General features: G+C 46.6%; 25 protein-coding genes and 1 other annotated feature. Of the genes, 3 read left to right on the forward strand and 22 right to left on the reverse strand.

Annotated elements, in window-relative coordinates; translation table 11 throughout:
• Window positions 1–3: 3 nt before the first annotated feature.
• The 10 genes from BUC05_RS09490 to BUC05_RS09535 form a co-directional block, all read right to left on the reverse strand.
• On the reverse strand, window positions 4–372 hold the full coding sequence (locus BUC05_RS09490; RefSeq protein WP_011247428.1) for a hypothetical protein: 369 nt from the start codon (window positions 370–372) through the stop codon (window positions 4–6).
• Between the two features lie 142 nt (window positions 373–514).
• Window positions 515–1,165, reverse strand: a complete 651-nt coding sequence (phoU, locus tag BUC05_RS09495; protein WP_011247429.1) for a phosphate signaling complex protein PhoU — start codon at window positions 1,163–1,165, stop codon at window positions 515–517.
• Window positions 1,166–1,179: 14 nt separating this feature from the next.
• Complete coding sequence (gene pstB / locus BUC05_RS09500; RefSeq protein ID WP_011247430.1) at window positions 1,180–1,962, reverse strand: phosphate ABC transporter ATP-binding protein PstB; 783 nt, start codon at window positions 1,960–1,962, stop codon at window positions 1,180–1,182.
• A 14-nt stretch (window positions 1,963–1,976) separates the two neighbouring features.
• Window positions 1,977–2,789, reverse strand: coding sequence for a phosphate ABC transporter ATP-binding protein PstB (gene pstB, locus BUC05_RS09505; protein WP_011247431.1), 813 nt, complete (start codon window positions 2,787–2,789; stop codon window positions 1,977–1,979).
• A gap of 16 nt (window positions 2,790–2,805) precedes the next feature.
• Window positions 2,806–3,693 (reverse strand): phosphate ABC transporter permease PstA, encoded by an 888-nt coding sequence (gene pstA, locus BUC05_RS09510; RefSeq protein WP_011247432.1) that lies wholly within the window; start codon window positions 3,691–3,693, stop codon window positions 2,806–2,808.
• Window positions 3,690–4,625, reverse strand: a complete 936-nt coding sequence (gene pstC, locus BUC05_RS09515) for a phosphate ABC transporter permease subunit PstC (RefSeq protein ID WP_011247433.1) — start codon at window positions 4,623–4,625, stop codon at window positions 3,690–3,692. Before pstC ends, pstA begins: the two co-directional genes overlap by 4 nt.
• 90 nt (window positions 4,626–4,715) lie before the next feature.
• A complete protein-coding gene (locus BUC05_RS09520) occupies window positions 4,716–5,636 on the reverse strand; it encodes a phosphate ABC transporter substrate-binding protein (RefSeq protein ID WP_011247434.1) in 921 nt (306 codons plus the stop codon).
• A gap of 283 nt (window positions 5,637–5,919) precedes the next feature.
• On the reverse strand, window positions 5,920–6,396 hold the full coding sequence (locus BUC05_RS09525) for a DinB family protein (protein WP_035201792.1): 477 nt from the start codon (window positions 6,394–6,396) through the stop codon (window positions 5,920–5,922).
• Window positions 6,397–6,516: 120 nt separating this feature from the next.
• Window positions 6,517–7,992, reverse strand: coding sequence for an amidase family protein (locus tag BUC05_RS09530; RefSeq protein ID WP_011247436.1), 1,476 nt, complete (start codon window positions 7,990–7,992; stop codon window positions 6,517–6,519).
• A 59-nt stretch (window positions 7,993–8,051) separates the two neighbouring features.
• Window positions 8,052–8,750, reverse strand: coding sequence for a gamma-glutamyl-gamma-aminobutyrate hydrolase family protein (locus BUC05_RS09535; RefSeq protein WP_035201793.1), 699 nt, complete (start codon window positions 8,748–8,750; stop codon window positions 8,052–8,054).
• 163 nt (window positions 8,751–8,913) lie between these two features.
• Between BUC05_RS09535 and BUC05_RS09540 the strand changes: the two genes are divergently transcribed.
• Window positions 8,914–10,035 carry an NAD(P)/FAD-dependent oxidoreductase gene (locus tag BUC05_RS09540; RefSeq protein ID WP_011247438.1) on the forward strand — a complete coding sequence of 374 codons (1,122 nt, stop codon included), beginning with the start codon at window positions 8,914–8,916 and terminating at the stop codon, window positions 10,033–10,035.
• A gap of 52 nt (window positions 10,036–10,087) precedes the next feature.
• Here BUC05_RS09540 and BUC05_RS09545 read toward each other — a convergent pair whose 3' ends face one another.
• The 10 genes from BUC05_RS09545 to BUC05_RS09585 all read right to left on the reverse strand — a co-directional run bounded on the left by BUC05_RS09545 (window position 10,088) and on the right by BUC05_RS09585 (window position 16,967).
• Window positions 10,088–10,732 (reverse strand): uracil-DNA glycosylase, encoded by a 645-nt coding sequence (locus tag BUC05_RS09545; RefSeq protein WP_035201794.1) that lies wholly within the window; start codon window positions 10,730–10,732, stop codon window positions 10,088–10,090.
• Window positions 10,725–10,883 carry a hypothetical protein gene (locus tag BUC05_RS21475; RefSeq protein WP_011247440.1) on the reverse strand — a complete coding sequence of 53 codons (159 nt, stop codon included), beginning with the start codon at window positions 10,881–10,883 and terminating at the stop codon, window positions 10,725–10,727. Before BUC05_RS21475 ends, BUC05_RS09545 begins: the two co-directional genes overlap by 8 nt.
• Before the next feature lie 157 nt (window positions 10,884–11,040).
• Window positions 11,041–12,186, reverse strand: a complete 1,146-nt coding sequence (locus BUC05_RS09550) for an amidohydrolase (RefSeq protein ID WP_035201795.1) — start codon at window positions 12,184–12,186, stop codon at window positions 11,041–11,043.
• Window positions 12,187–12,255: 69 nt separating this feature from the next.
• Complete coding sequence (locus tag BUC05_RS09555) at window positions 12,256–12,546, reverse strand: AbrB/MazE/SpoVT family DNA-binding domain-containing protein (protein ID WP_011247442.1); 291 nt, start codon at window positions 12,544–12,546, stop codon at window positions 12,256–12,258.
• Window positions 12,547–12,771: 225 nt separating this feature from the next.
• On the reverse strand, window positions 12,772–13,050 hold the full coding sequence (gene rpmA, locus BUC05_RS09560) for a 50S ribosomal protein L27 (protein WP_011247443.1): 279 nt from the start codon (window positions 13,048–13,050) through the stop codon (window positions 12,772–12,774).
• Window positions 13,051–13,055: 5 nt separating this feature from the next.
• Window positions 13,056–13,394, reverse strand: a complete 339-nt coding sequence (locus BUC05_RS09565; protein ID WP_011247444.1) for a ribosomal-processing cysteine protease Prp — start codon at window positions 13,392–13,394, stop codon at window positions 13,056–13,058.
• A 5-nt stretch (window positions 13,395–13,399) separates the two neighbouring features.
• A complete protein-coding gene (rplU, locus tag BUC05_RS09570) occupies window positions 13,400–13,708 on the reverse strand; it encodes a 50S ribosomal protein L21 (RefSeq protein WP_011247445.1) in 309 nt (102 codons plus the stop codon).
• Between the two features lie 13 nt (window positions 13,709–13,721).
• Window positions 13,722–13,794, reverse strand: a sequence feature (ribosomal protein L21 leader region).
• Between the two features lie 52 nt (window positions 13,795–13,846).
• The gene (locus BUC05_RS09575) at window positions 13,847–15,340 is read right to left on the reverse strand and encodes an Rne/Rng family ribonuclease (protein WP_035201796.1); all 1,494 of its coding nucleotides are present in this window, start codon (window positions 15,338–15,340) and stop codon (window positions 13,847–13,849) included.
• Window positions 15,341–15,400: 60 nt separating this feature from the next.
• Window positions 15,401–16,246, reverse strand: coding sequence for a M50 family metallopeptidase (locus tag BUC05_RS09580; protein ID WP_011247447.1), 846 nt, complete (start codon window positions 16,244–16,246; stop codon window positions 15,401–15,403).
• Window positions 16,239–16,967, reverse strand: a complete 729-nt coding sequence (locus BUC05_RS09585) for a M23 family metallopeptidase (protein WP_051881106.1) — start codon at window positions 16,965–16,967, stop codon at window positions 16,239–16,241. The genes BUC05_RS09580 and BUC05_RS09585 overlap by 8 nt, the downstream gene beginning before the upstream one ends.
• 106 nt (window positions 16,968–17,073) lie before the next feature.
• Here BUC05_RS09585 and BUC05_RS09590 point away from each other — a divergent pair, with 106 nt between their 5' ends.
• Entirely contained in the window at window positions 17,074–17,991 is a 918-nt protein-coding gene (locus BUC05_RS09590; protein WP_011247449.1) for an aldo/keto reductase, read from the forward strand.
• Window positions 17,992–18,029: 38 nt separating this feature from the next.
• On the opposite strand, the gene BUC05_RS09595 is transcribed toward BUC05_RS09590, so the two are convergent.
• The gene (locus BUC05_RS09595; RefSeq protein ID WP_011247450.1) at window positions 18,030–18,593 is read right to left on the reverse strand and encodes a biotin transporter BioY; all 564 of its coding nucleotides are present in this window, start codon (window positions 18,591–18,593) and stop codon (window positions 18,030–18,032) included.
• A 165-nt stretch (window positions 18,594–18,758) separates the two neighbouring features.
• Between BUC05_RS09595 and BUC05_RS09600 the strand changes: the two genes are divergently transcribed.
• Complete coding sequence (locus tag BUC05_RS09600; protein ID WP_035201929.1) at window positions 18,759–19,205, forward strand: cyclic pyranopterin monophosphate synthase MoaC; 447 nt, start codon at window positions 18,759–18,761, stop codon at window positions 19,203–19,205.
• A gap of 44 nt (window positions 19,206–19,249) precedes the next feature.
• Here the strand turns inward: BUC05_RS09600 and BUC05_RS09605 are convergent, their stop codons facing one another.
• Window positions 19,250–19,768, reverse strand: coding sequence for a type 1 glutamine amidotransferase domain-containing protein (locus BUC05_RS09605; protein WP_011247452.1), 519 nt, complete (start codon window positions 19,766–19,768; stop codon window positions 19,250–19,252).
• Between the last annotated feature and the right edge of the window lie 104 nt (window positions 19,769–19,872).

Here is a 19,872-nt window from a genome sequence, read left to right on the forward strand (position 1 = left end):
CCTTTATTTCCAATAGACGCCCATCGCCCAAACGACGACTGCTGTTACGACAAGCAATACCCCGTGCGGATATAGCTGCCTATATTGTTGTTTCTTTATCGCCAAACGTGTTTTTTCATAGAAATAGAGCATTAGAATTGCAATTGCGCCTTTGACTGCGTAAAAAGCAGCAAACTCGTACGCATACCACATTAAAAACCCAGACAACAGAAGGACCGCTTCCGTTGTTCGCACAAAGGAAGCGCAAAGAAAACGGGCGTGCTGCCATCCTCGCCATGTGAACAGAAGCCAAACAGCAGCGCCAATAAAAAACAGCATCCAAACCCCACTATGGAAAGCAGCAATTACTCGGAAAGCTTGTGCGGAAATCATCGTTAACGCCTGCCTTTTCTCGTCTAAACGTTTGTCTATTATACCATACGATAACAGCGGACCGACGAAAAAAAGAGAGCTTGCCTAAGGCAGCTCCCTTCAGACTGTAGACAAACGTTTTCGATCAGTCTGGTTAATCTTGTCAGTTTAAATCAACATATTGTCCGTTTGCTTCATAAAGGATCCATTCGGACAAGTTTGTTGCATAATCAGCAATGCGCTCAATATAACGGGCAATAAAAGCCAACTGGGTAATCGCTTCTACGTCTTGATCTGTCGTCTCTTGCCTAAACAGCTTTTTAATAAGCTTACCAAAGCGTTCGTCGATTTCATCATCGGCTTTTGCCAATTGTTGAGCTGTAAGCACATTTTTTGTTGCATAAGCATGCAGTGCTTTTTCGATCATCCCCTTCGCATCTAAAGCAAGCTCTATCAATTCTTGCTTCAACTCTTCGTTAGGGAACACATCAATTCGTCTTGACACTTTAGCAATATCGACAGCAAAGTCTGCTACACGTTCAAGGTCGCCAGCCATTTTCATGACAACGATCAACCGTCGCAAATCAGTTGCAACTGGCTGCTGCCTAGCAATAATGTCAAACACCTTTTCGTTGATGTCAAGTTCACTCTTATTGATGTCGGCATCATTGTCAATAATTTGCTGGACGGCGGCTCGGTTCTTTGTTGACAAACCATCAATAGCAGCATCCAGCTGTTTTAAAACGGCGGTTCCTAGCACTTGAATTCGCCCTGCTACTTCATCAAGCTGTTCTTGAAACATGCTTCTTAACATAGGATGACCTCCTGTTAGCCAAATTGGCCAGATACGTAGTCTTCTGTACGTTTATGCTCAGGGTTGGAAAAAATTCGTTGTGTCGGACCAATTTCAACCAGTTCGCCCATGTAAAAGAATGCTGTCTCGTCTGAAATTCGTGCAGCCTGCTGCATGTTGTGTGTGACGATGACGATCGTATAAGAATCACGCAACGATGTAATCAGTTCTTCTACTTTCGTCGTAGAAATCGGGTCAAGGGCACTTGTCGGTTCATCCATTAACAATACCTCAGGCTTTGTCGCCAGTGCTCGGGCAATGCAAAGCCGTTGCTGCTGACCACCTGATAACGACAGTGCGTTTTTATTCAGTCGGTCCTTGACTTCCTCCCATAAAAATGCGCCTTTTAAGCTTGATTCAACAATTTCATCAAGTTCTTTTTTCTTGCGAATTCCATGAATGCGTGGCCCATACGCCACATTTTCATAAATCGACTTTGGAAAGGGATTCGGCTTTTGGAAAACCATGCCGACCGCTTTACGCAGCTCAGCCAAATCCATTGAAGTTGTCAACAAATTTTCGCCCCGAAAATTCAATTCACCAGCCATGCGAATATCGGGATTTAAACGCGACATTAAGTTCAATGTTTTGATAAACGTTGATTTTCCGCAACCAGAAGGGCCGATGATCGCCGTCACATGCTTTTCCTTTAATTGAAGCGAAATGTTTTTTAATGCCTGGTTGTTGCCGTACCAAAGATTAAAGTCAAGAACATCATACACGTTCTTTGTTTCCGTTTGTTCAGCTAATGCTTGCATATGCTTCTTCCCCCTTACCCAAATCGTCCTGAAATGTAATCTTCGGTCTGTTTCTTTTCAGGATTACGAAATAGGACGTCTGTCTTATTGACTTCGATCAACTCACCGTTGTAGAAGAACGCAGTCCGGTCAGAAACCCGTGACGCTTGTTGCATATTGTGTGTAACAACAACAACCGTATAATTCTTTTTCAATTCAACCATGAGTTCTTCCACTTTAGCTGTTGCAATCGGGTCAAGGGCCGAAGCTGGTTCATCAAGAAGAATCACCTCTGGTTTTAAAGCAAGCGTGCGGGCGATGCAGAGTCGCTGCTGTTGGCCGCCGGATAGTGACAGCGCCGATTCATGGAGCCTATCCTTGACCTCATCCCATAAAGCGGCACGCTTTAAAGAATCCTCCACAATGTCAGCCCACTCTTTTTTCTTAACGTTATGGAAGCGCAAACCGTGAACAAGATTCTCATAAATCGACTTTGGGAATGGGTTCGCCTTCTGGAAAACCATGCCGATTTCTTTCCGCAAAGCAACCACATTTACATCATCACTGAGCAAATTAAGTCCTTCATAGGCAAGGGTGCCCGTAACCCGTGCGCTCGGGATTAAATCGTTCATGCGGTTAATGCTGCGCAAAAAGGTTGATTTCCCACAACCAGACGGGCCGATTAACGCCAAAATTTCGTTTTTGTTAATATCAAGCGACAACTGTTTTACTGCATGGTTTTCGCCATAGTAAATATTGATGTCCTTTGCCTGTAAAATCGCCTCAGCCTGTTTGGATGGCTGTTTAAGTGCAGTAGTATCTTTTTTTGGAACGGTCAGAGCAGTCATGTTGGCTTTCCCCCTTTTATTTCGATGCCGTTAGTTTCCGGTGCACGTAGCGCCCAAGCAAACGGGCCAACAAATTGAATAGCAACACAGCGAAAATCAGCACAAGCGCAGCCCCGTCTGCTACTTCCCGCGCGTCGGGGATCAAGCCTTGCGTATTGATTTTCCAAATGTGAACAGCGAGTGTTTCAGCAGGACGGAATACGTTTAATGGCGATGTTTCCGAAAAAGGATTCAAATTCATCCAATCAAGCCGTGGCGTCGTAACGCCTGACGTAAACAACAACGCTGCTGCTTCGCCAAACACGCGCCCTGCCGACAAAATTACACCAGTCAAAATTCCAGGAAACGCCGCTGGCAAAATCACGGTCCGAATCGTATCCCACTGGGTAATGCCCAGGGCAAGGCTTGCTTCTTTTTGCTCTCTCGGAACGCTCGTGATCGCATCCTCGACCACACGGACCATTACTGGCAAGTTAAACACCGTCAGCGCAAGCGCACCGCCTAAAATCGAGTAACTCCAACCAGTTAGCTGTACAAATACGAGCAACCCAAACAAACCGACGACAATGGATGGCAAAGAAGCGAGTACTTCAATACAAGTACGAATAAAATCCGTTACGCGTCCTGGCTTTGCATACTCGGCCATATAAATGCCTCCGCCAAGTCCAAGAGGCACGGTAAACAACATCGTTAAAAATAAGATGTAAAATGAATTAAACAATTGTGGCCCAATCCCGCCGCCAGCTCTGTAGGAGCTTGGTGGGTTTGTAAGAAAGGCCCAGTCAATTTGGGCAAGCCCCCTCACAAAAATATAGCCAATTAAGCCAGCTAAAACAGCAATAATGATTGCGGCAATGACTGTAAACATAGACGTTGCGCATTTATCCGCCCATTTTTTGTTCATGAGAATTTCCTCCTAGATGACAAGAACCGTACAAGAATAATAAACAGATAGGACATAACGAGCAAAATCAAGCCGAGTGACCAAAGGACATTGTTGTCAATGCTTCCTGGTACAGTATGTCCCATATTTAATGTAATGATGGTCGTTAACGTCGCTGTGGAATCAATGAGCGACTCTGCAATTGTCCGCGAGTTGCCAATGACCATCTGTACGGCCAATGCTTCGCCAAATGCACGTGCCATTCCTAGGACAACTGCTGTAAGCAACATAGGTCCAGCGGCTGGAATGAGTACCCGGTAGATCGTCTGCCAGCGGGTGGCGCCAAGCGCCAACGACGATTCACGCAAACCGCCAGGAATCGAACGCAGTGCATCGGTTGATATACTTGTCACAGTTGGAAGGATCATGATCGATAATACAATCATGGCTGATAGGAGGCCAAACCCTTGGCCACCGACATGGTCGCGTATAAACGGAACAATGACGGATAAACCGATAAAACCATATACGACAGATGGGATGCCAACGAGCAATTCTACAGCAGGCTGCAAAATTTTTCTGCCCCAGCTAGGCGCAATTTCCGTCATATAAATCGCTGCGCCAATTCCGAGAGGAGCAGCGATCAATGCAGATAAGATCGTTACAGCAAATGAACCAAAAATAAACGGTAGCGCGCCATAAGACGGCCCACCGGCGTCCGCTCCCCTAGTCGGGTTCCAATCTAAGCTCGTCAAAAACTCGATTGGACTGACGCCATCGATTACAAATGCTTGCAGTCCACGAATAACAAGAAACAGCGTAATCGCAATGGTTGTAATAATGATGAGCGCAGCGCAGGCGTAAACGATGATTTTTCCTTTGCGTTCAGCTTTTGCTGCTTGTTTATTGTTTGCTTTTAACAAACGGTCCGCTACCGATTGAGAAGACGGCATGACAGTTTCCCCCTCATGATTTGCCCTGTTTTTGCCCTACGTGAGAATGGCCTCTACCTTGCCGGCAGCGACCTTCTTCACTTTTCTTTATTATTTTGGTGTATCGTTTCCTTCCGCATCTCGTTCAACTTGCATGTCCGCTTCAGGAATGTAGCCCATTTCTGGGATCAACGTGCCTTGTACAAAATCACCTTGCAAATACTCAATGAACTGTGCCGTTAAGCCTTCAGGTTCGCCTTTCGTGTAAGAATGCATATACGCCCAAATTGGGTATTCACCTGAAATGACGTTTTCATCTGTTTGTTCAACGCCATCTACGGAAAGCGGCAAAACCGTTCCTTGTTCGTCATAATAAGAGAAAGCGAGATAACCGATGGCCCCAGGTGTTTCACTAATGATTTTCATCACGGCATTGGAAGAGTCCTCCGTAATGTCTCCTGGAACAGGCTCGTTGTCTTCAAGGCCATATTTCACAAATGTATCCCTCGTCCCAGAAGAATCTGGGCGGTTCACAATCACGATTTCTTGGTCAGCGCCACCAAGTTCGCTCCAATTGGTTACTTCCCCTGTAAATACAGCAATTAAATCTTCAGTCGAAATATCTTCAACGCCTACTTCAGGATGCGTTGCCGGCCCCATGCCTACAACGGCAATACGGTGGTCGACAAGTTCTTCAGCGGGAATATCTTCTTTTTCTTCAGCAAACACATCGGAGTTTCCAATTTGGACTTGTCCGCTTGCAACAGATGACAGTCCTTGGCCAGATCCACCTGCTTGCACTGAAATGCTTGCATCGATATTTTCATTCATAAACTCTTCACTTGCGGCTGCAATTAGTGGCTCCATTGCACTTGAGCCTGACACTAAGATGCTGCCTGACGCTTCGTTTTCTTCAGTATTATTGCCTTCTGCCGAATCTGTCTCTGCTGGCTCATTTGCGTTTCCGCCTCCGCAAGCGGTGGCAACAAACAAAAACGACGCAAATACTGCTCCTAATTGGACTTTTTTCATTAACGTTTCTCCCCCTATATAGGTTTACGTCTTACAAGGGTAAGTATAAGGATCGAGTATTAAGCTTATTTATGGCTAATGTTAAGGTTTTGTAAAGGGGAGATGACAGCATGAATGCCGTCACCATGCAAGGTGTCAAACACCGCTATATTTTAATGGAAAGAAAAAGGCATAAAAAAAAGCAACGGACATGCCGTTGCTCCAGACTGCAGACAAACTTTGCGTACAGATGTTTTTGCTAATCCATTCACCTTTCAACGTCAGTCTACTGCCTTTATTTCTGCTACCCTAGTTGCTGTTCTTTCGTTGGGCCGTATACGCCAGGAACGGTCAAACCCGCTTGGCGAAGCAAAACAGTCATTTGCCCGCGATGATGGATTTGATGATTCACTAGTTTCCGTAAAATCACACCCCGTGCTACTTTAGCTCCAATAAAGTCAACTTGCTCTTCGAGCGCTTCGTCGCTTAACGAGCTTGCTTGTTTTGCTAATTCAGCGGTAACTGCTTCATAGGTTTCCACTATTTCCTTAATCGATGGAGGCTCGTTTGACAAATCAGCGCTTATGTGGAGCGCCAAGCCAACACCTCCGGCAAAAAACGCTGGCGTTGTCGCCAAATGCCAACTAAGCCAAGAAAGTGTGTTGTGCCCTTCGGCAATCGCTTGGTTTTTCTTTTCGTCGGTCACGGCACTAATTACCGACTTTGTCAAGTCTGCTTCTTCCTGCCACTCTTGCAAAAAATCGTTAACTGTACGATACATTGAATCACCCTTTCATCTAGCCTATAAGAGAAGTATACAACATTTCCACTTCTGTGCTAAAGCTTGTCCACTGTTTATCACACTTTGTTTTAAAAAGGCACCGGCCAGCTGTAAGCTTCTTTATTGCGGCTGCGTCCCTTGCCAAAGTTCACTTTGTTCAAACGCATAAGCCAGTTGGAGAAGACGGTGCTCCTCTCCTTTTCGTGCCATTGCTTGCACGCCGATGGCAAGCCCTGTTTCATTTTTAAACAAAGGCATTGAAATCGCCGGTTGCCCCGTTAAATTGGCTAGTTGGGTAAAAGGCGTATACGTCAAGCTTGGCAAAAACATTTCATAGACTAGATCAAGCTGTTCCTTAGGCGGCAACTCCTGGACAAGCGCTTTTAAAGAACGCTCTTGTGCAGGCGCTGGTGTTAATTCACCAATCCTTGGCGCTACGCTCGCCGTGGCAGGCGTCAAATAGAGGTCGTATGTCTCATGGAACCAATGGGTAGCTGCTGCAGCATCGTCCCAAGCAGCAAGGCTCGCCGCATATTCTGCTGCGCGGACGTTGTCTCCGTACTCCGCCAATACCCATGATTCCATTTCAAAGTCATCTTCATTTAGACAGCGGCCAAGGGCTTGGCCTAGTTGTTGGCGCAAACGAGACATTTCTCCTGCATTCATCAAATAATAATGCCTCATTAGCTCGACGCCATCAATTGGCGGCGCTGCTTCCTCAACATGATGACCTGCCTTTTCTAGCCAACGGACTGCCTGTTGCAATGCTGTAATCGCTTCTTGTGAAACGGGAGTCCCAACAGGAGATTGGGCGGAAAAGGCGATCCGCAAACGTGGCAATTGCTCCTGGAGTGTGTGTTCATAACGATTTGCAAACAATGGTGTTTGAAAAGCGGCTTCCCATTGGACTGTTTGCAGCACATCCAATGCTCGAGCGCTATCGCGGACAGAGCGGCTCAGCACAAAATCGATTGCCGCTCCTTGCCATTGTCTGCCGACACCTGGCCCGACTGGCGTACGGCCACGTGTCGGCTTTAAGCCTACAAGCCCGGTAAACGAAGCAGGGATGCGAATCGATCCTCCTCCGTCGCTCGCTCCCGCCAAAGGAACAATGCCACTAGCGACAGCCGCTGCAGCCCCACCGCTAGACCCACCTGGCGAATAGTCTAGATCGAGTGGATTCCGTGCTGGGCCATGGAGTTTAGGTTCTGTAATGTTTTTCAAGCCAAACTCAGGGGCATTGGTATGGCCTGCCATAAGCAACCCCGCTTGCTGCAATGTCCTCGTATAGTGGCTAGTCACTTTAGCTCGCTCCTGTTTAAATAAAGCCGACCCAGACGTGAGCCGTGCCCCTTTTAAGGCGTGGGAGCTATCTTTAAGCAAAAATGGCACGCCTGAAAACACACCGCTTTTGGCTGCTTCCTTCGCTTCTTGGTACACTTCCTTTTCACGCTTTGAGACAATCGCGTTCAGCTTTTCCCATTCGTAGCTAACTTGAAAATGGGCATCGAGCACTTCTTCTGGTGAAACGTTTCCTGCTTGAATGAGCTCAGCCAACGCTACACCATCGAGACGTTTGTAATCAGATGAATCCATGCTTCTCCCCCCTTAACTGCCTCATTATACTTGACAATCACAAGCCACGCCAATCTTTGTCATTTGCAGGAGGCGATGAAAGCATGAAACAAACGGGTTGAAAATTCATCGTCTACTAACGTTTCTGGGTGCCACTGGACGCCGACTTGAAAAGGATAGCTAGCGCTGTTTTCAATCGCCTCAATCACACCATCATTTGTCCAAGCCGAAGCTTGAAAACCTGCAGGAACTTTCCTGACCGCTTGGTGGTGGTAACTGTTGACGTAAGCGGTATTTCCTTTTGCGAGCATTTCCAATCGCGTGCCTTGCCCGATTGTAATCTGATGGCTTTTATAGGAACGAGGCGCATGTTGGCGATGTTGAATGAGCGGCTTCGCAAATTGGCTCGGCAAATCTTGGTACATATCCCCGCCTCCAGCAATTGCCAATATTTGTACGCCCCGGCAAATGGCGAGAAGTGGCTTGTTTCGCGCCAGCAACGCTTTCGTTAACGCCACTTCAAACTGGTCCCGTTCCGGTGTGATTTCCCCAAGCAACGGATGAGGATCTTCTCCAAATAGCGCTGGGTCAATATCCCCTCCACCTGTAAGCAGCACGCCATCCACCATGTCGGCATAATGCTCAGCTTTATCCGCGATGTTTGGAAGCACGACTGGAAGCACTTCCGCATCATTGACAGACCAAATATTTGCAAGCGTCGTGCTGAGCAACGTTTCTTCAGCAATAGACGATGTAATGCCGATGATTACCTGTTTCACACGCTTTCCTCCCGTCACAGATTGCTCCTTTAGTTTATGTATGGACGGCACAGTCTTGAACCTTTTGTTAAAAATCTACTAAAGACCTTCATTCAGTTGACACCGTTTGCCCCTTTCGTTACGCTCAAAAAGGACTACTGACGAACAGAAGGGACTCCTGTTTATGAAAAAAATTGTCGTAATTGGTGGAGGCATTTTAGGAAGTTCCACAGCCTACCATCTTGCTAAAAACGGTGCGTCTGTCACGCTTATTGACGACAACCATCATGGGAAGGCGACACAAGCAGCAGCAGGGATTGTTTGCCCCTGGCTTTCAAAACGCCGCAACCAAAAATGGTACCGCCTTGTTAAACAAGGCGCCGCTTACTACCCAGACTTGATCAAGCAGTTGGCCGCACTTGGGCAAAAACAAACAGGCTATAAGCAAACGGGCGCATTGTGGCTCCATCAAGATTCAAAAGAACTTGCAGCCGCCTATGAGCGGGCCCGCCAAAAACAAGCCGATGCACCAGAAATGGGTGAACTAACGGTTTTGTCCCCTTCTGAAACGCAAACGCTTTTTCCGCCCCTAAGCAACGATTTTGGTGCCGTTCATGTGAGTGGCGCAGCGCGTGTCGACGGCTCTAGCTTAAATAAAGCCCTGCAACAAGCTGCCCAAAATCTTGGCGCTACCCTTATTCCTGCAAAAGCAACGCTTGTTCGTGAATCACCCCGTAAGCTCAGCGTTTATGCTGACGGAAAACGAGTGCAAGGGGATGAAATGGTCGTTGCTTGCGGCGCTTGGGCAAAAGAGTTGCTCGCTCCCGTTGGCATTGCCGTGGACGTGCGGGAACAAAAAGCACAAATCATCCATTTACATCTCGAAACAAACACAGATGAATGGCCAGTAGTCATGCCACCTGGAAATTCCTATTTGCTTGCTTTTGAGAACGGCCGCATCGTTGCAGGCACAACCCATGAGGATTATCCCCGCTTTAATACAGCCGTGACTGCTGGGGGAATGCACACGATACTGGCCAATGCTCTTAATGTTGCCCCAGGGTTACAAAAAGCAGAATGGCTTGAAACGCGAGTCGGGTTCCGTCCCGTCGTCCCTCATTTCCAACCGGTCTTCGGCTTGCTTCCTGGCGTAGAGGACGTGTGGTTTGCCAACGGCCTCGGCTCAAGTGGCTTAACGACTGGGCCTTATATTGGCATGCTTCTTGCACAGCAAATGCTTGGCAATCGGATGTCTCTTGATCCTGAAGACTACAAAGTCGCTACCATCCTTCAAGACAATCGATAAAAGCGTCGAATTTTATCTTCCTAATAGGGCTGATGAGACGGGAAAACCTCTTTCACCCTTGTTCATGTAACGAGTCGAGCACGGCCCGCAATTGCCGCATATCGTTTGTAATCGTTGTTGCTAATGTTGGATTGTAAAAGACAGAAGCCGGATGGAATGTCGGAAAAACATGTTGTTGCCGCTCTCCTCGTACTAGTTTGCTAGATTCAAGCGATGGCAATTGCAGCAAACGGGTACAAAATGGTTTCCCGTGAACATCTTGAAGGTTGAGGCCCGGGCCGACAAGGCGTTTAAGGGCAATTGCCCCTAACGTTACAATGAGCTTCGGGTCCAGTTGGTTGATCATTTCATCGAGAAGGGGAGCGTGGGCAATGATTTCCTTTTGTGTCGGCGTTCGGTTTCCACGCTCCTCAATTGGCTTTTTGCTGCTTTTAACATCATGCTTATAAGGGCGGCTTCTCACAACGCTCGTAATATAAATGTCCTCTCGGTTTATGCCCGCTTCTTTTAAAAAACCATTCAAATTCGCCCCTGCTCTGCCAGTAAAAGGCTTGTGCGTTTGTAATTCATCACGCCCTGGCGCTTCCCCGACAAACAAGACGTCAGCCTCCTCGTTTCCGCCGCCGAGGAGAAAGCCTTCACACGGATACGGAGCGATTCGCTTTTTCCCTAGTTCTTGTAACTGTTTGCTAATCATGGCTTTTCCCTTGCTCCTTTAACCGGGCTTGTTCAATAGCCAATGCCATTTCGGTCACGCAACGTTTTCGTTCCTCTTCCGTTTTAGCTTGCATAAACCGTTTATACAAGCCGTCCATATCCGCTTGTTCAAAATCAGTACAGGCACACACGACTTGTTCCTCCTTCTAACGAAGCAGCTTCTCTTTATCGCAAGCCAGCATCTGCGCCCGCTCCGTGTTTAGCAATGGAGACAACACAGACGCTCACCGAGCTGTCTTCTTCCATCTTCGCTTTGTTCCTTCTTAAGAAGCCACTAAATCGGTCTACTTAATTAGTATAGACGGATTCCCCATTTATAAACGTTTCTCTTACAACCGTACCCGCTTGCAATGGCGAACCGCTCCAAATGACAAGATCCGCATCTTTGCCTGCTTCAATCGTGCCAAGACGGTCGTCGATATCAAGATGCTCTGCTGCCCTTACAGTAATCGCTTCCAACATCCGCTGCTCGCTAATCCCGTATTTTAATGCAAAAGTGGCAGTCGTTAACAAATGTTCAATCGGAATAACAGGGTGGTCTGTCGTTATCGAAAAAGGCACATTTTTTTCAGCAAACACTTGAATCGTCTCCCAACTTTTGTTGGCAAGCTCTTGTTTCGAGCGAGAAGAGAACGTTGGACCAATGGTAAAGCGCACGCCACTGTTCGCTAGCTCTTCAGCAATAAGATGGCCCTCTGTCGCATGTTCAATTGTAAGCCGCAACGAAAACTCATCGGCAATCCGTAAAACGGTCATTATGTCATCTGCACGATGGGCATGGACACGCATCGGCCGTTTCCCTTCGATAACAGGCACAAGCTGCTCCATTCCTAAATCCCGTTTTTCTAATTTTCCAGCACGCTTTCGTTCGGCATAGTCTTGGGCGTTCATTAAGGCTTGCCTGAAAACGGCAGCCACCCCCATACGCGTCACTGGCGCTCGTCCTTTTCCCCCATGGACACGCTTTGGGTTTTCCCCGAGTGCAGCTTTCATCGCAGAAGGGGCTTTAACGGTCATATCAGCAACAGTACGGCCTGCTGTTTTTAAGATGCATGTTTCGCCGCCAATCACATTGGCGCTTCCTGGTAAAATTTGTACAGTGGTAACCCCAGAGTTGCGGGCGTCGTTAAAACCTGGGTCTAGCGGATTAACGCCATCGATCGCCCGGACTTCAGGTGTGCATGCAGCCGTTGTTTCATTGAAATCATGGCCATCATGGCCGAGCCCTTGTGTGTGGACGCCTAAGTGGGTATGTACGTCAATTAAGCCTGGCGTCACCCAGCCCCCTTTCGCGTCGATCTTTTCAACCCCCTCTGGCACTACAACATCAAGGCCGACTTCTTTTATGCAGGCGCCTTCCACCAAAACCGTTCCAGGGACAGCTGGCTGATTCGCAATGCCTGTCCATACGAGCCCGTTTATAATCGCTTTCATTCGATCCCCTCTTCCTATACGAGTTCTTTTTAGTATACAATGTTTCGGCAATAGAAAAACACCGAAACCTTAGCGGCTTGCGGTGCTTTCAAGCTGTTGTTGCAGTTCTTTAATAATTTGCTCTGCTCCTTCTTTGCTTAAAACAATATTTCCGTTTGCAAGTGTTAAATTTTCATCAGAACTTTCGCCTGTAACCATACATGCTTTGTATGGCTGGTATTTTTCTAAAACGATTTGGTCGCCATCAATTAGTATCGCAAGCGGGGTTTTAATTTCAATATTCAGCATGCTGCGAAGCTCTTTCGGGATAACAATTCGACCTAGTTGGTCCAGTTTGCGTACGATACCTGTTGATTTCATTCTTCACGTCTCCTTCTTAAGCAGTTCCTATTTCTTCCTTTTTATGCGTATAAATCTAGTTTACTTCATCTTTTTCGCTTTTAATAGCCTAATAGGAAAAATTAGTGTTAAGACGGAAATCTATTCCAAAAGCTGCTAAAAATAATAGTACTTTTTAATCATTTTTTCACATAGAACCAATTAAAAAAACAGCTCTTTATGAAAAAGAACTGTTTTTTATTAGCTTTATGCTGGGTATACACTTACTTTTTTGCGGTCACGGCCGACACGCTCATATTTCACAACGCCGTCAATTTTAGCGAACAATGTGTCGTCGCCACCTTTGCCGACATTCTCACCAGGATATACGCGTGTGCCGCGTTGGCGTACGAGGATAGAACCGCCCGTTACCGCTTGCCCGTCTGCACGTTTTGCACCCAGGCGTTTTGAGTGGGAGTCACGGCCGTTCTTTGTGCTACCTACCCCTTTTTTCGAAGCGAAAAATTGAAGGTCCATTTTCAACATGGAAATCACCTCCTGTCTATTTCAACCGTAATAAACGTTTGATACGCATCAGCCATTGACAAAAATGATAATTCCATCCCTTTTAACAACAGCTGCACATCTTCATATGTCCGTACATCGAGCCCCTCAGGAACAGCGCAGTCAAGATAGCCACCTTCTCCTTTTGAGCTGACAACAAGATCAACTCCACATAAGGACTGGACAGCATTGACCGTTCCGATAGAAACAGCGGATGCGCCGGCACAGACGATGTCTTGGCCGTAAGGGCCAGCTTCTGCATGTCCGCTCATCGTAAAAGCGATGATATCGTCATGCTCATTATGTTGCATGCGAACATAAATCATCGGGATTAACCGTTAATTTTTCCGATCACAACTTTTGTGTAAGGTTGGCGATGGCCTTGCTTGCGACGATAGTTCTTTTTCGCTTTCATTTTATAGACGATGATTTTTTTGTTACGACCGTGTTTTTCAACCGTTCCCGTAACAGATGCACCTTCTACAAACGGAGCGCCGACTTTCGCCGATTCCCCTCCTACAAAAAGAACTTTGTCAAAGCTTACTTCTTCGCCAGCCTCTGCGTCTAATTTTTCAACGTAGATTTCTTGGCCTTCTTCTACTTTAATTTGCTTTCCGCCAGTCTCAATAATTGCGTACACTGTTTGCACCTCCTCATAACATCAGACTCGCCATCATAGGCAGGACATGCCATTTTAACGCCTAATCTGCGCGGTTGTAAGTTCATTGGGTGCTTCTCCAAATCACCAACAAGTTTCATCATAGCATAAATGACTTTCCTAGTCAATTGCTTGTGCCATGGTGTCAAAGCGTTTCTGTGCTTCTTCATAAGATCCAGCAAAATCGATCGAGTAAGGCTTGGCCTGTGGCAATGAGTTATCTGTTACGAGAAACAACGTTACGCCGGCCAATGACTCAAGCCGCTCCTTATACAGGTCGCCACCCCCGACTAAAAGCGACCGCAGTTCAGCTGTTACGGCGACAACGAGCGCTTCCGCTTGCTCCTCCAATATGAGCCGTTCAAGCATAAAAGCGTGGCCATGGCCTGCAAGCACAGCGCCTGTGCCTGCACAAGCCTTACACTCAACAGTTACTGTTTTTGCCATCGATAGGCGTGTTTTCTTCCGTGTCATTTCAAGCAAGCCTAGTTTTGTAAAACCACGGACACTTGTTTTGACCCTGTCTTTTTTTAGGGCCCGTTCCATAGTCTGCTGGACAGCTAAGCGGTCTGAGTCACTCTGCATGTCAATAAAATCGATCACAATGATGCCGCTGCAGTTGCGGAGGCGAATTTGCTTCGCCGCTTCTACCGCTGCCAGTTTGTTGACAGCGAGTACGGTCTCGCTTTGCGCAAATTTGCCGGTAAACTTGCCTGTATTGACATCAATAACAGTCATCGCCTCCGTTTCGTCAATGACGAGAAACGCACCGTTTTTTAGCCAAATTCGACGCTTTTGCGCTTTAGCTAATTGGGCGCTAATTCGTGCTGACTGGAACGAAGAACCTTTGTGCGCGTACAGTTTAACCTTGTCTTTATCGTCTGTTTGAACTAGTTGCTTCATAAGGCGGTAATCATCAATGTCATCGACGACCACTTCTGTGACTTGCTCATTGAGATAGCCTAATAGCAACGTCTCCACTAAAGTAGCTGCTCGGTAAATAAGCGCTGGCGCCTGCTCTTGATGACGGAGCGTTTTTTGCCACAGTGTCCGCAAAAACACCAAGTCACGCTCTACCTCTTCAATCGGCGCATTTGCAGCAGCAGTCCGGACAATCGCCCCTTCATTGTGCTGAAGCTTGTTTTCTAAAGCAGTGTGTAGCGAAGCCCGGACATATTCTGATTCAATGCGCCGTGATACGGCGACATACGCGCCTTCTGGCATATAAACAACATATTTTCCCGGGATAGACACAACGCCTGACAAACGAGGCCCTTTCTCATTCGTCCCTTCTTTCGTCACTTGTACGGCAATTGTATCGCCTGGCGATACAAACTGGGAGATGCTTTTTGTTTGCTTTTCCGTTAAGTCACTCGGGTCAAGATGAAAAGCGAGAAGCTCGTCACGGTGCAAAAACCCGTTCTTGCCCGTGCCAATATCGACAAAAGCTGCCTCCATGCCAGGAAGGACTCTTTCCACTTTGCCTAAAAACACGCTGCCAACCATTTGGGGGCGGTCATTGCTTTCAAAAAACCATTCAACCACCTCGTTGTTTTCCAAAAGGACGGCTTCGCGTTTATTGATTCCTTTCGTAATGACAATCGATTGCTCCATGTTTACGCTCCTTTTTGGCTTGTATCTTATTTTACGCGAAGCCAAAAGGAGATACAATTGTTACACAGCTGGAGGCACTAATGTCCTTACTGGCGCATGAAGTTTCGCTTCCGCAAAATAAGCTTGCAAAAGCTCTTTCTCTGCTATTGTGTACCGTGTGCCGCCATCTTCTATTACAAACAGCTGCACTTGGCCCCTCCGTAAAAGCGCCAGAGCATCACGAATGGGCAGCTGCCCAGAAACTCTGGCATGTATAGATTTCATCGCACGATCTGTTTGTTTCGCCATTAAAAACCGCATAAATCGATAGTTTCGCTGCTTGAATTCCAATCCATTCGTTAGTGCCAAGAAAGAAAGAACCACAAACAAATTAAGATGAAAGGGCAAAAACAGCATCATTGACAGGGCTACGGCCAAGAATCCAACCGAAATCCCAAGGCTAGCTGCCATCGCCCGCTTGTACGGCCAAACAGCTAAACAAGCAAGTTGCACCATCCTTCCGCCATCCAGTGGATAAATAGGCAACAAATTAAACAAGACAATCGCGGCGTTATGAGCCACAAACAGTTCATGGTCGCTCTCAGACCAAAAAGGCTGCCCAACCAAGGCAAAAGACAATGCCCATAACCATAAGTGCTGCAGCGGTCCTGCCAAAACAATGGCCAGTTCCTCTTTAATTGGTTTCGTTCCGTTTTCTTCCACTTGCGCAGCGCCGCCAAAGGGAAGAAGCTCTATTTTTTTAATATCCCACTTAAGCATATAGGCCGCTACTGAATGCCCCATTTCATGGACAAATACAATGACGAACACCATCAATACTTCTTTAAAATGACCAGTGATGATGCCAGCAGCAATGACGAGCCAAAATAGGGGATGTACGCGAACTCTTTTAATAAGTTCAATCAAAATTCATCACTTCGCTGGGATCAATATAGTCATCTCCTTGCCGAATGGCAAAGTAAAAGATGCCTGCCTGATTTTCATCAGATGATACAGTTCCCAGCACCGCTCCGCTTTCTAAAATATCATATGGATGGACAGAAACATCATCAAGCATACCGTATATCGAGGATGTGCCATCAGGATGTTGAAGTTCAATCAGATTGCCCAATTCAGATTCTTTGCTTGTCGTCACACGAATCACATGGCCTCCTTTAACTGCCTTTACTTCTTCGCCTAGTCCTGTTTCAAGCAAAATGCCTTTGCCGTCTTTATCAAAGCTTTCGCGAATAACACCTGATGCAGGAAAAGCGTAATCAAGTGGTTCCTTTTCTTCTTCAGAGGCACGTTGCTCTGGAAGCAAATGAAGGGGCGACCCTAAATGCTTTTCAAAAAAAGCAGAAACAGCAGCAAATTGAAAATGCTGGTCAAATGTTTGTTCAACAAATGCTTGCACAGGCTGTACGCGCTCATTGCCTGATTGATAAATAATGCCGATCGTAAAAAACAAGCATCCGGAGATGGCCAATTGCATAATAAAACGGCGTATTCCTGACTGGCGCTTTTGTGACAGCAAATCATCACCTTTTTCAGGAGAAAGCGGCGCCTCATTTAAGGCAATGTTTCGTTTTGGAGCAGCTTGCCTTCTAGCGGCGATCTTTTTTTGGATTTTTTTCCTTCTATCCATTTTACAGGCCCCTCTCATCGATTTGTACATCTTATGACTTGTCCCTAACTCGTATTCAGGTTAATAATAAAGAAAAGCGGGAATGACAAAAGTAGGGGTGATAACGATGAACAAACGGCAACTTGGAAAATCGGAGCTCTACGTAAGCGAACTCGGCCTTGGAGCGATGTCGCTAGGGACAGATAAACGCCGTGCAACCGAAATAATCGCTGAGGCGGCAGACTTTGGGGTCAATTATATTGATACGGCCGATTTGTACGATTATGGGGAGAATGAAAAAATAATTGGCACAGCATTAAAAGGAAAACGCCCCGACTTTATTATAGCTACAAAGGCTGGCAATCGTTTTGAAAAGGGCAAACAAGGCTGGGAGTGGGATCCTTCGAAACAATATATTAAGGAAGCAGCAAAAGCGAGCTTGCAACGGCTGCAAACAGATTACATCGACTTGTACCAACTACACGGCGGAACCATCGATGATCCAATCGATGAAACCATTGAAGCATTTGAGGAACTAAAACAGGAAGGGCTTATTCGCGAATACGGCATTTCCTCGATTCGCCCCAATGTGATCCGCACATATGTTGAGCAGTCTTCCATTGTGTCGATTATGATGCAATACAGCATTTTAGACAGGCGACCAGAAGAATGGTTTCCGTATTTACAGGAAAATGGCATTAGCGTCGTTGCCCGTGGCCCAGTAGCAAAAGGGATTTTAAGCGAACGCCCCTTACATACGGTTGCTGCTGCTTCTGATGGTTATTTGGATTACTCAGTCAAAGAAATTGAACAATTGCGCGACGTCCTTATGCAAACTTACGGAAAAACATACTCTTTGACAAAAGTGGCTTTCGATTATTGTTTGGCCCATCCGCCAGTAGCAGCAGTTGTAGCTGGTGCCAGCTCTATAGAGCAGCTAAGACAAAATGCCCGCTCTTGCAAGGAAAAGCCAATGTTACAGACAGAAATCGACAACATCGAACGGATCACCAAACAAAGCCAATACACGCAACACCGTTCATAAAAAAAGCTCACGCACGTAGAAACGGTGCGTGAGCTTTTTTAGGCGCTCCTTTTTTCTGCCATAACCTTTTCTGTAGTTCCTTCCCCTAAGGCATGACGGACACGGACAGCAATGAAAGCAGCCAATACTGCTTTTGCTGTATCTCCAGGAATAAAAGCGATATTAAGCAAAAGCGCTTCGCTGACAGATGTGGCTGTCACTTGCGACAAGTACAACGCCCCGCATCCATAGAGAATAAACATTCCGACGATGATATTGACGGCCATTAGTTTCCAAACGTTTACGCGCTTAGCGTAAGTAACATAACAACCGACTAGAAACGCAACGAGTATCCAGCCAAATAAATAACCGCCTGTCGGGCCGAATAAATGACCGACACCCCCTCGTCCTCCTGATAAAATCGGGACTGAGCAAGCGACAAGGAGAAGGAAAAGCATCATTGATGCTGCGCCCCGTTTAGCTCCCAAAATGCCACCAGCAAGCATCGGTGCAATCGACTGGATCGTAATTGGTACTGGACCTATTGGGATAGAGGGAACCACTCCCATCACCCCTGTTAAAGCTGCCATCATGGCAATCGCCATTTGTTGTTTTAAGTTCATGCTTTCCGATTCCCTTTCGTTTTTCTTTTACTATAAGGAGATCGACTCTTTTTGTCAACCCATTTTAATAATAGGTTAACAAATGGACGAACGGAAACTTGACTTTGTTAAAAGGCCTCGCTTATGATAAGGATAAATAAGGAACGGAGCGAAAAGAGGGTTGGTATGTGGCGTAAGCAGGAAGGGGCTCGAACGGGGCTAACAGAATTGCCAAAAACAAATGCAACATTACAGCAAGCGATTGCGAAGACAAGCGTGCAAATGAACCGCGACCTTTATGAAAGTTTGCAACGAGGCGCCTTGCACGAGGCTTCCGTGCTTGAAAACGCACGGGCGGCGGGCACGCTCGCGGCAAAAAAGACATCTTCTGTTTTGCCATATTGCCATTTTAAGCCGTTATCGGCGGTAGCCATTTCCTTTGATTGGAAAGTTGGATCAGGGGTTTGGGAGTTGCTGATTGAAGCGGAAGTAAAAGCGCGGCATGCTGCAACTGTCGATTCGGAAGCCCTCATGGCTGCCACGGTTACAGCGCTTGCGGTATTTGACTCTTGCAAATCCATTTCTCAAAGCATTGTTCTAGGTCCTTGTTACCTTTCAAGAAAACGTACATAAACAAAGCGAACCGTATATGGAAACGGTTCGCTTTTTTGGTAGCTTTAATCTGCCAACACGTTTAACGATTCACGGTTGAAAGCTGGCAAATCATCAGGCGTCCGACTTGTTACCAAATTATTGTTGCAGACAACGACTTCTTCATCTTTAAATATCGCACCGGCATTTTTTAGATCAGGTACAATCGGTTTGACCCCTGTCACAGTCCGTCCTTTCAAGACATCCGCATTGATTAAAAGTTGTGGGCCGTGGCAAATCGCCATAATTGGTTTGCCCGCCTGAGCGAATGCTTTCGTAAATTCGACAAAGCGGTCATCCGCCCGAAGTTGGTCTGGCGAGAAGCCTCCAGGAAGCAACAACGCGTCAAAGTCGTCCACATGAACATCGTCAATGCTTTTGTCAATTGTTACTTTTGCATTGCCTTGCTTACCTGTCACCGTTTTGCCTGCTTCTTTTTCAATTGTGACCAACTCATGGCCTGCTTCCGTTAACGATTCTTTCGGATCCGTGTATTCTACATCTTCAAAGAGATCCGTAATAAGTACAGCGACTTTCTTACCCATTTGTCCATTCATCCTTTCTCTAACAGCGTCTACTTGTGTCATACCCTGCCTGTTTTTCAATTAAACATGGCCGTACACATGAAAAAAAGAACCTGCACAAAGGC

It is taken from the genome of Shouchella rhizosphaerae (assembly GCF_900142675.1).
GTDB lineage: Bacteria > Bacillota > Bacilli > Bacillales > Bacillaceae_D > Shouchella > Shouchella rhizosphaerae.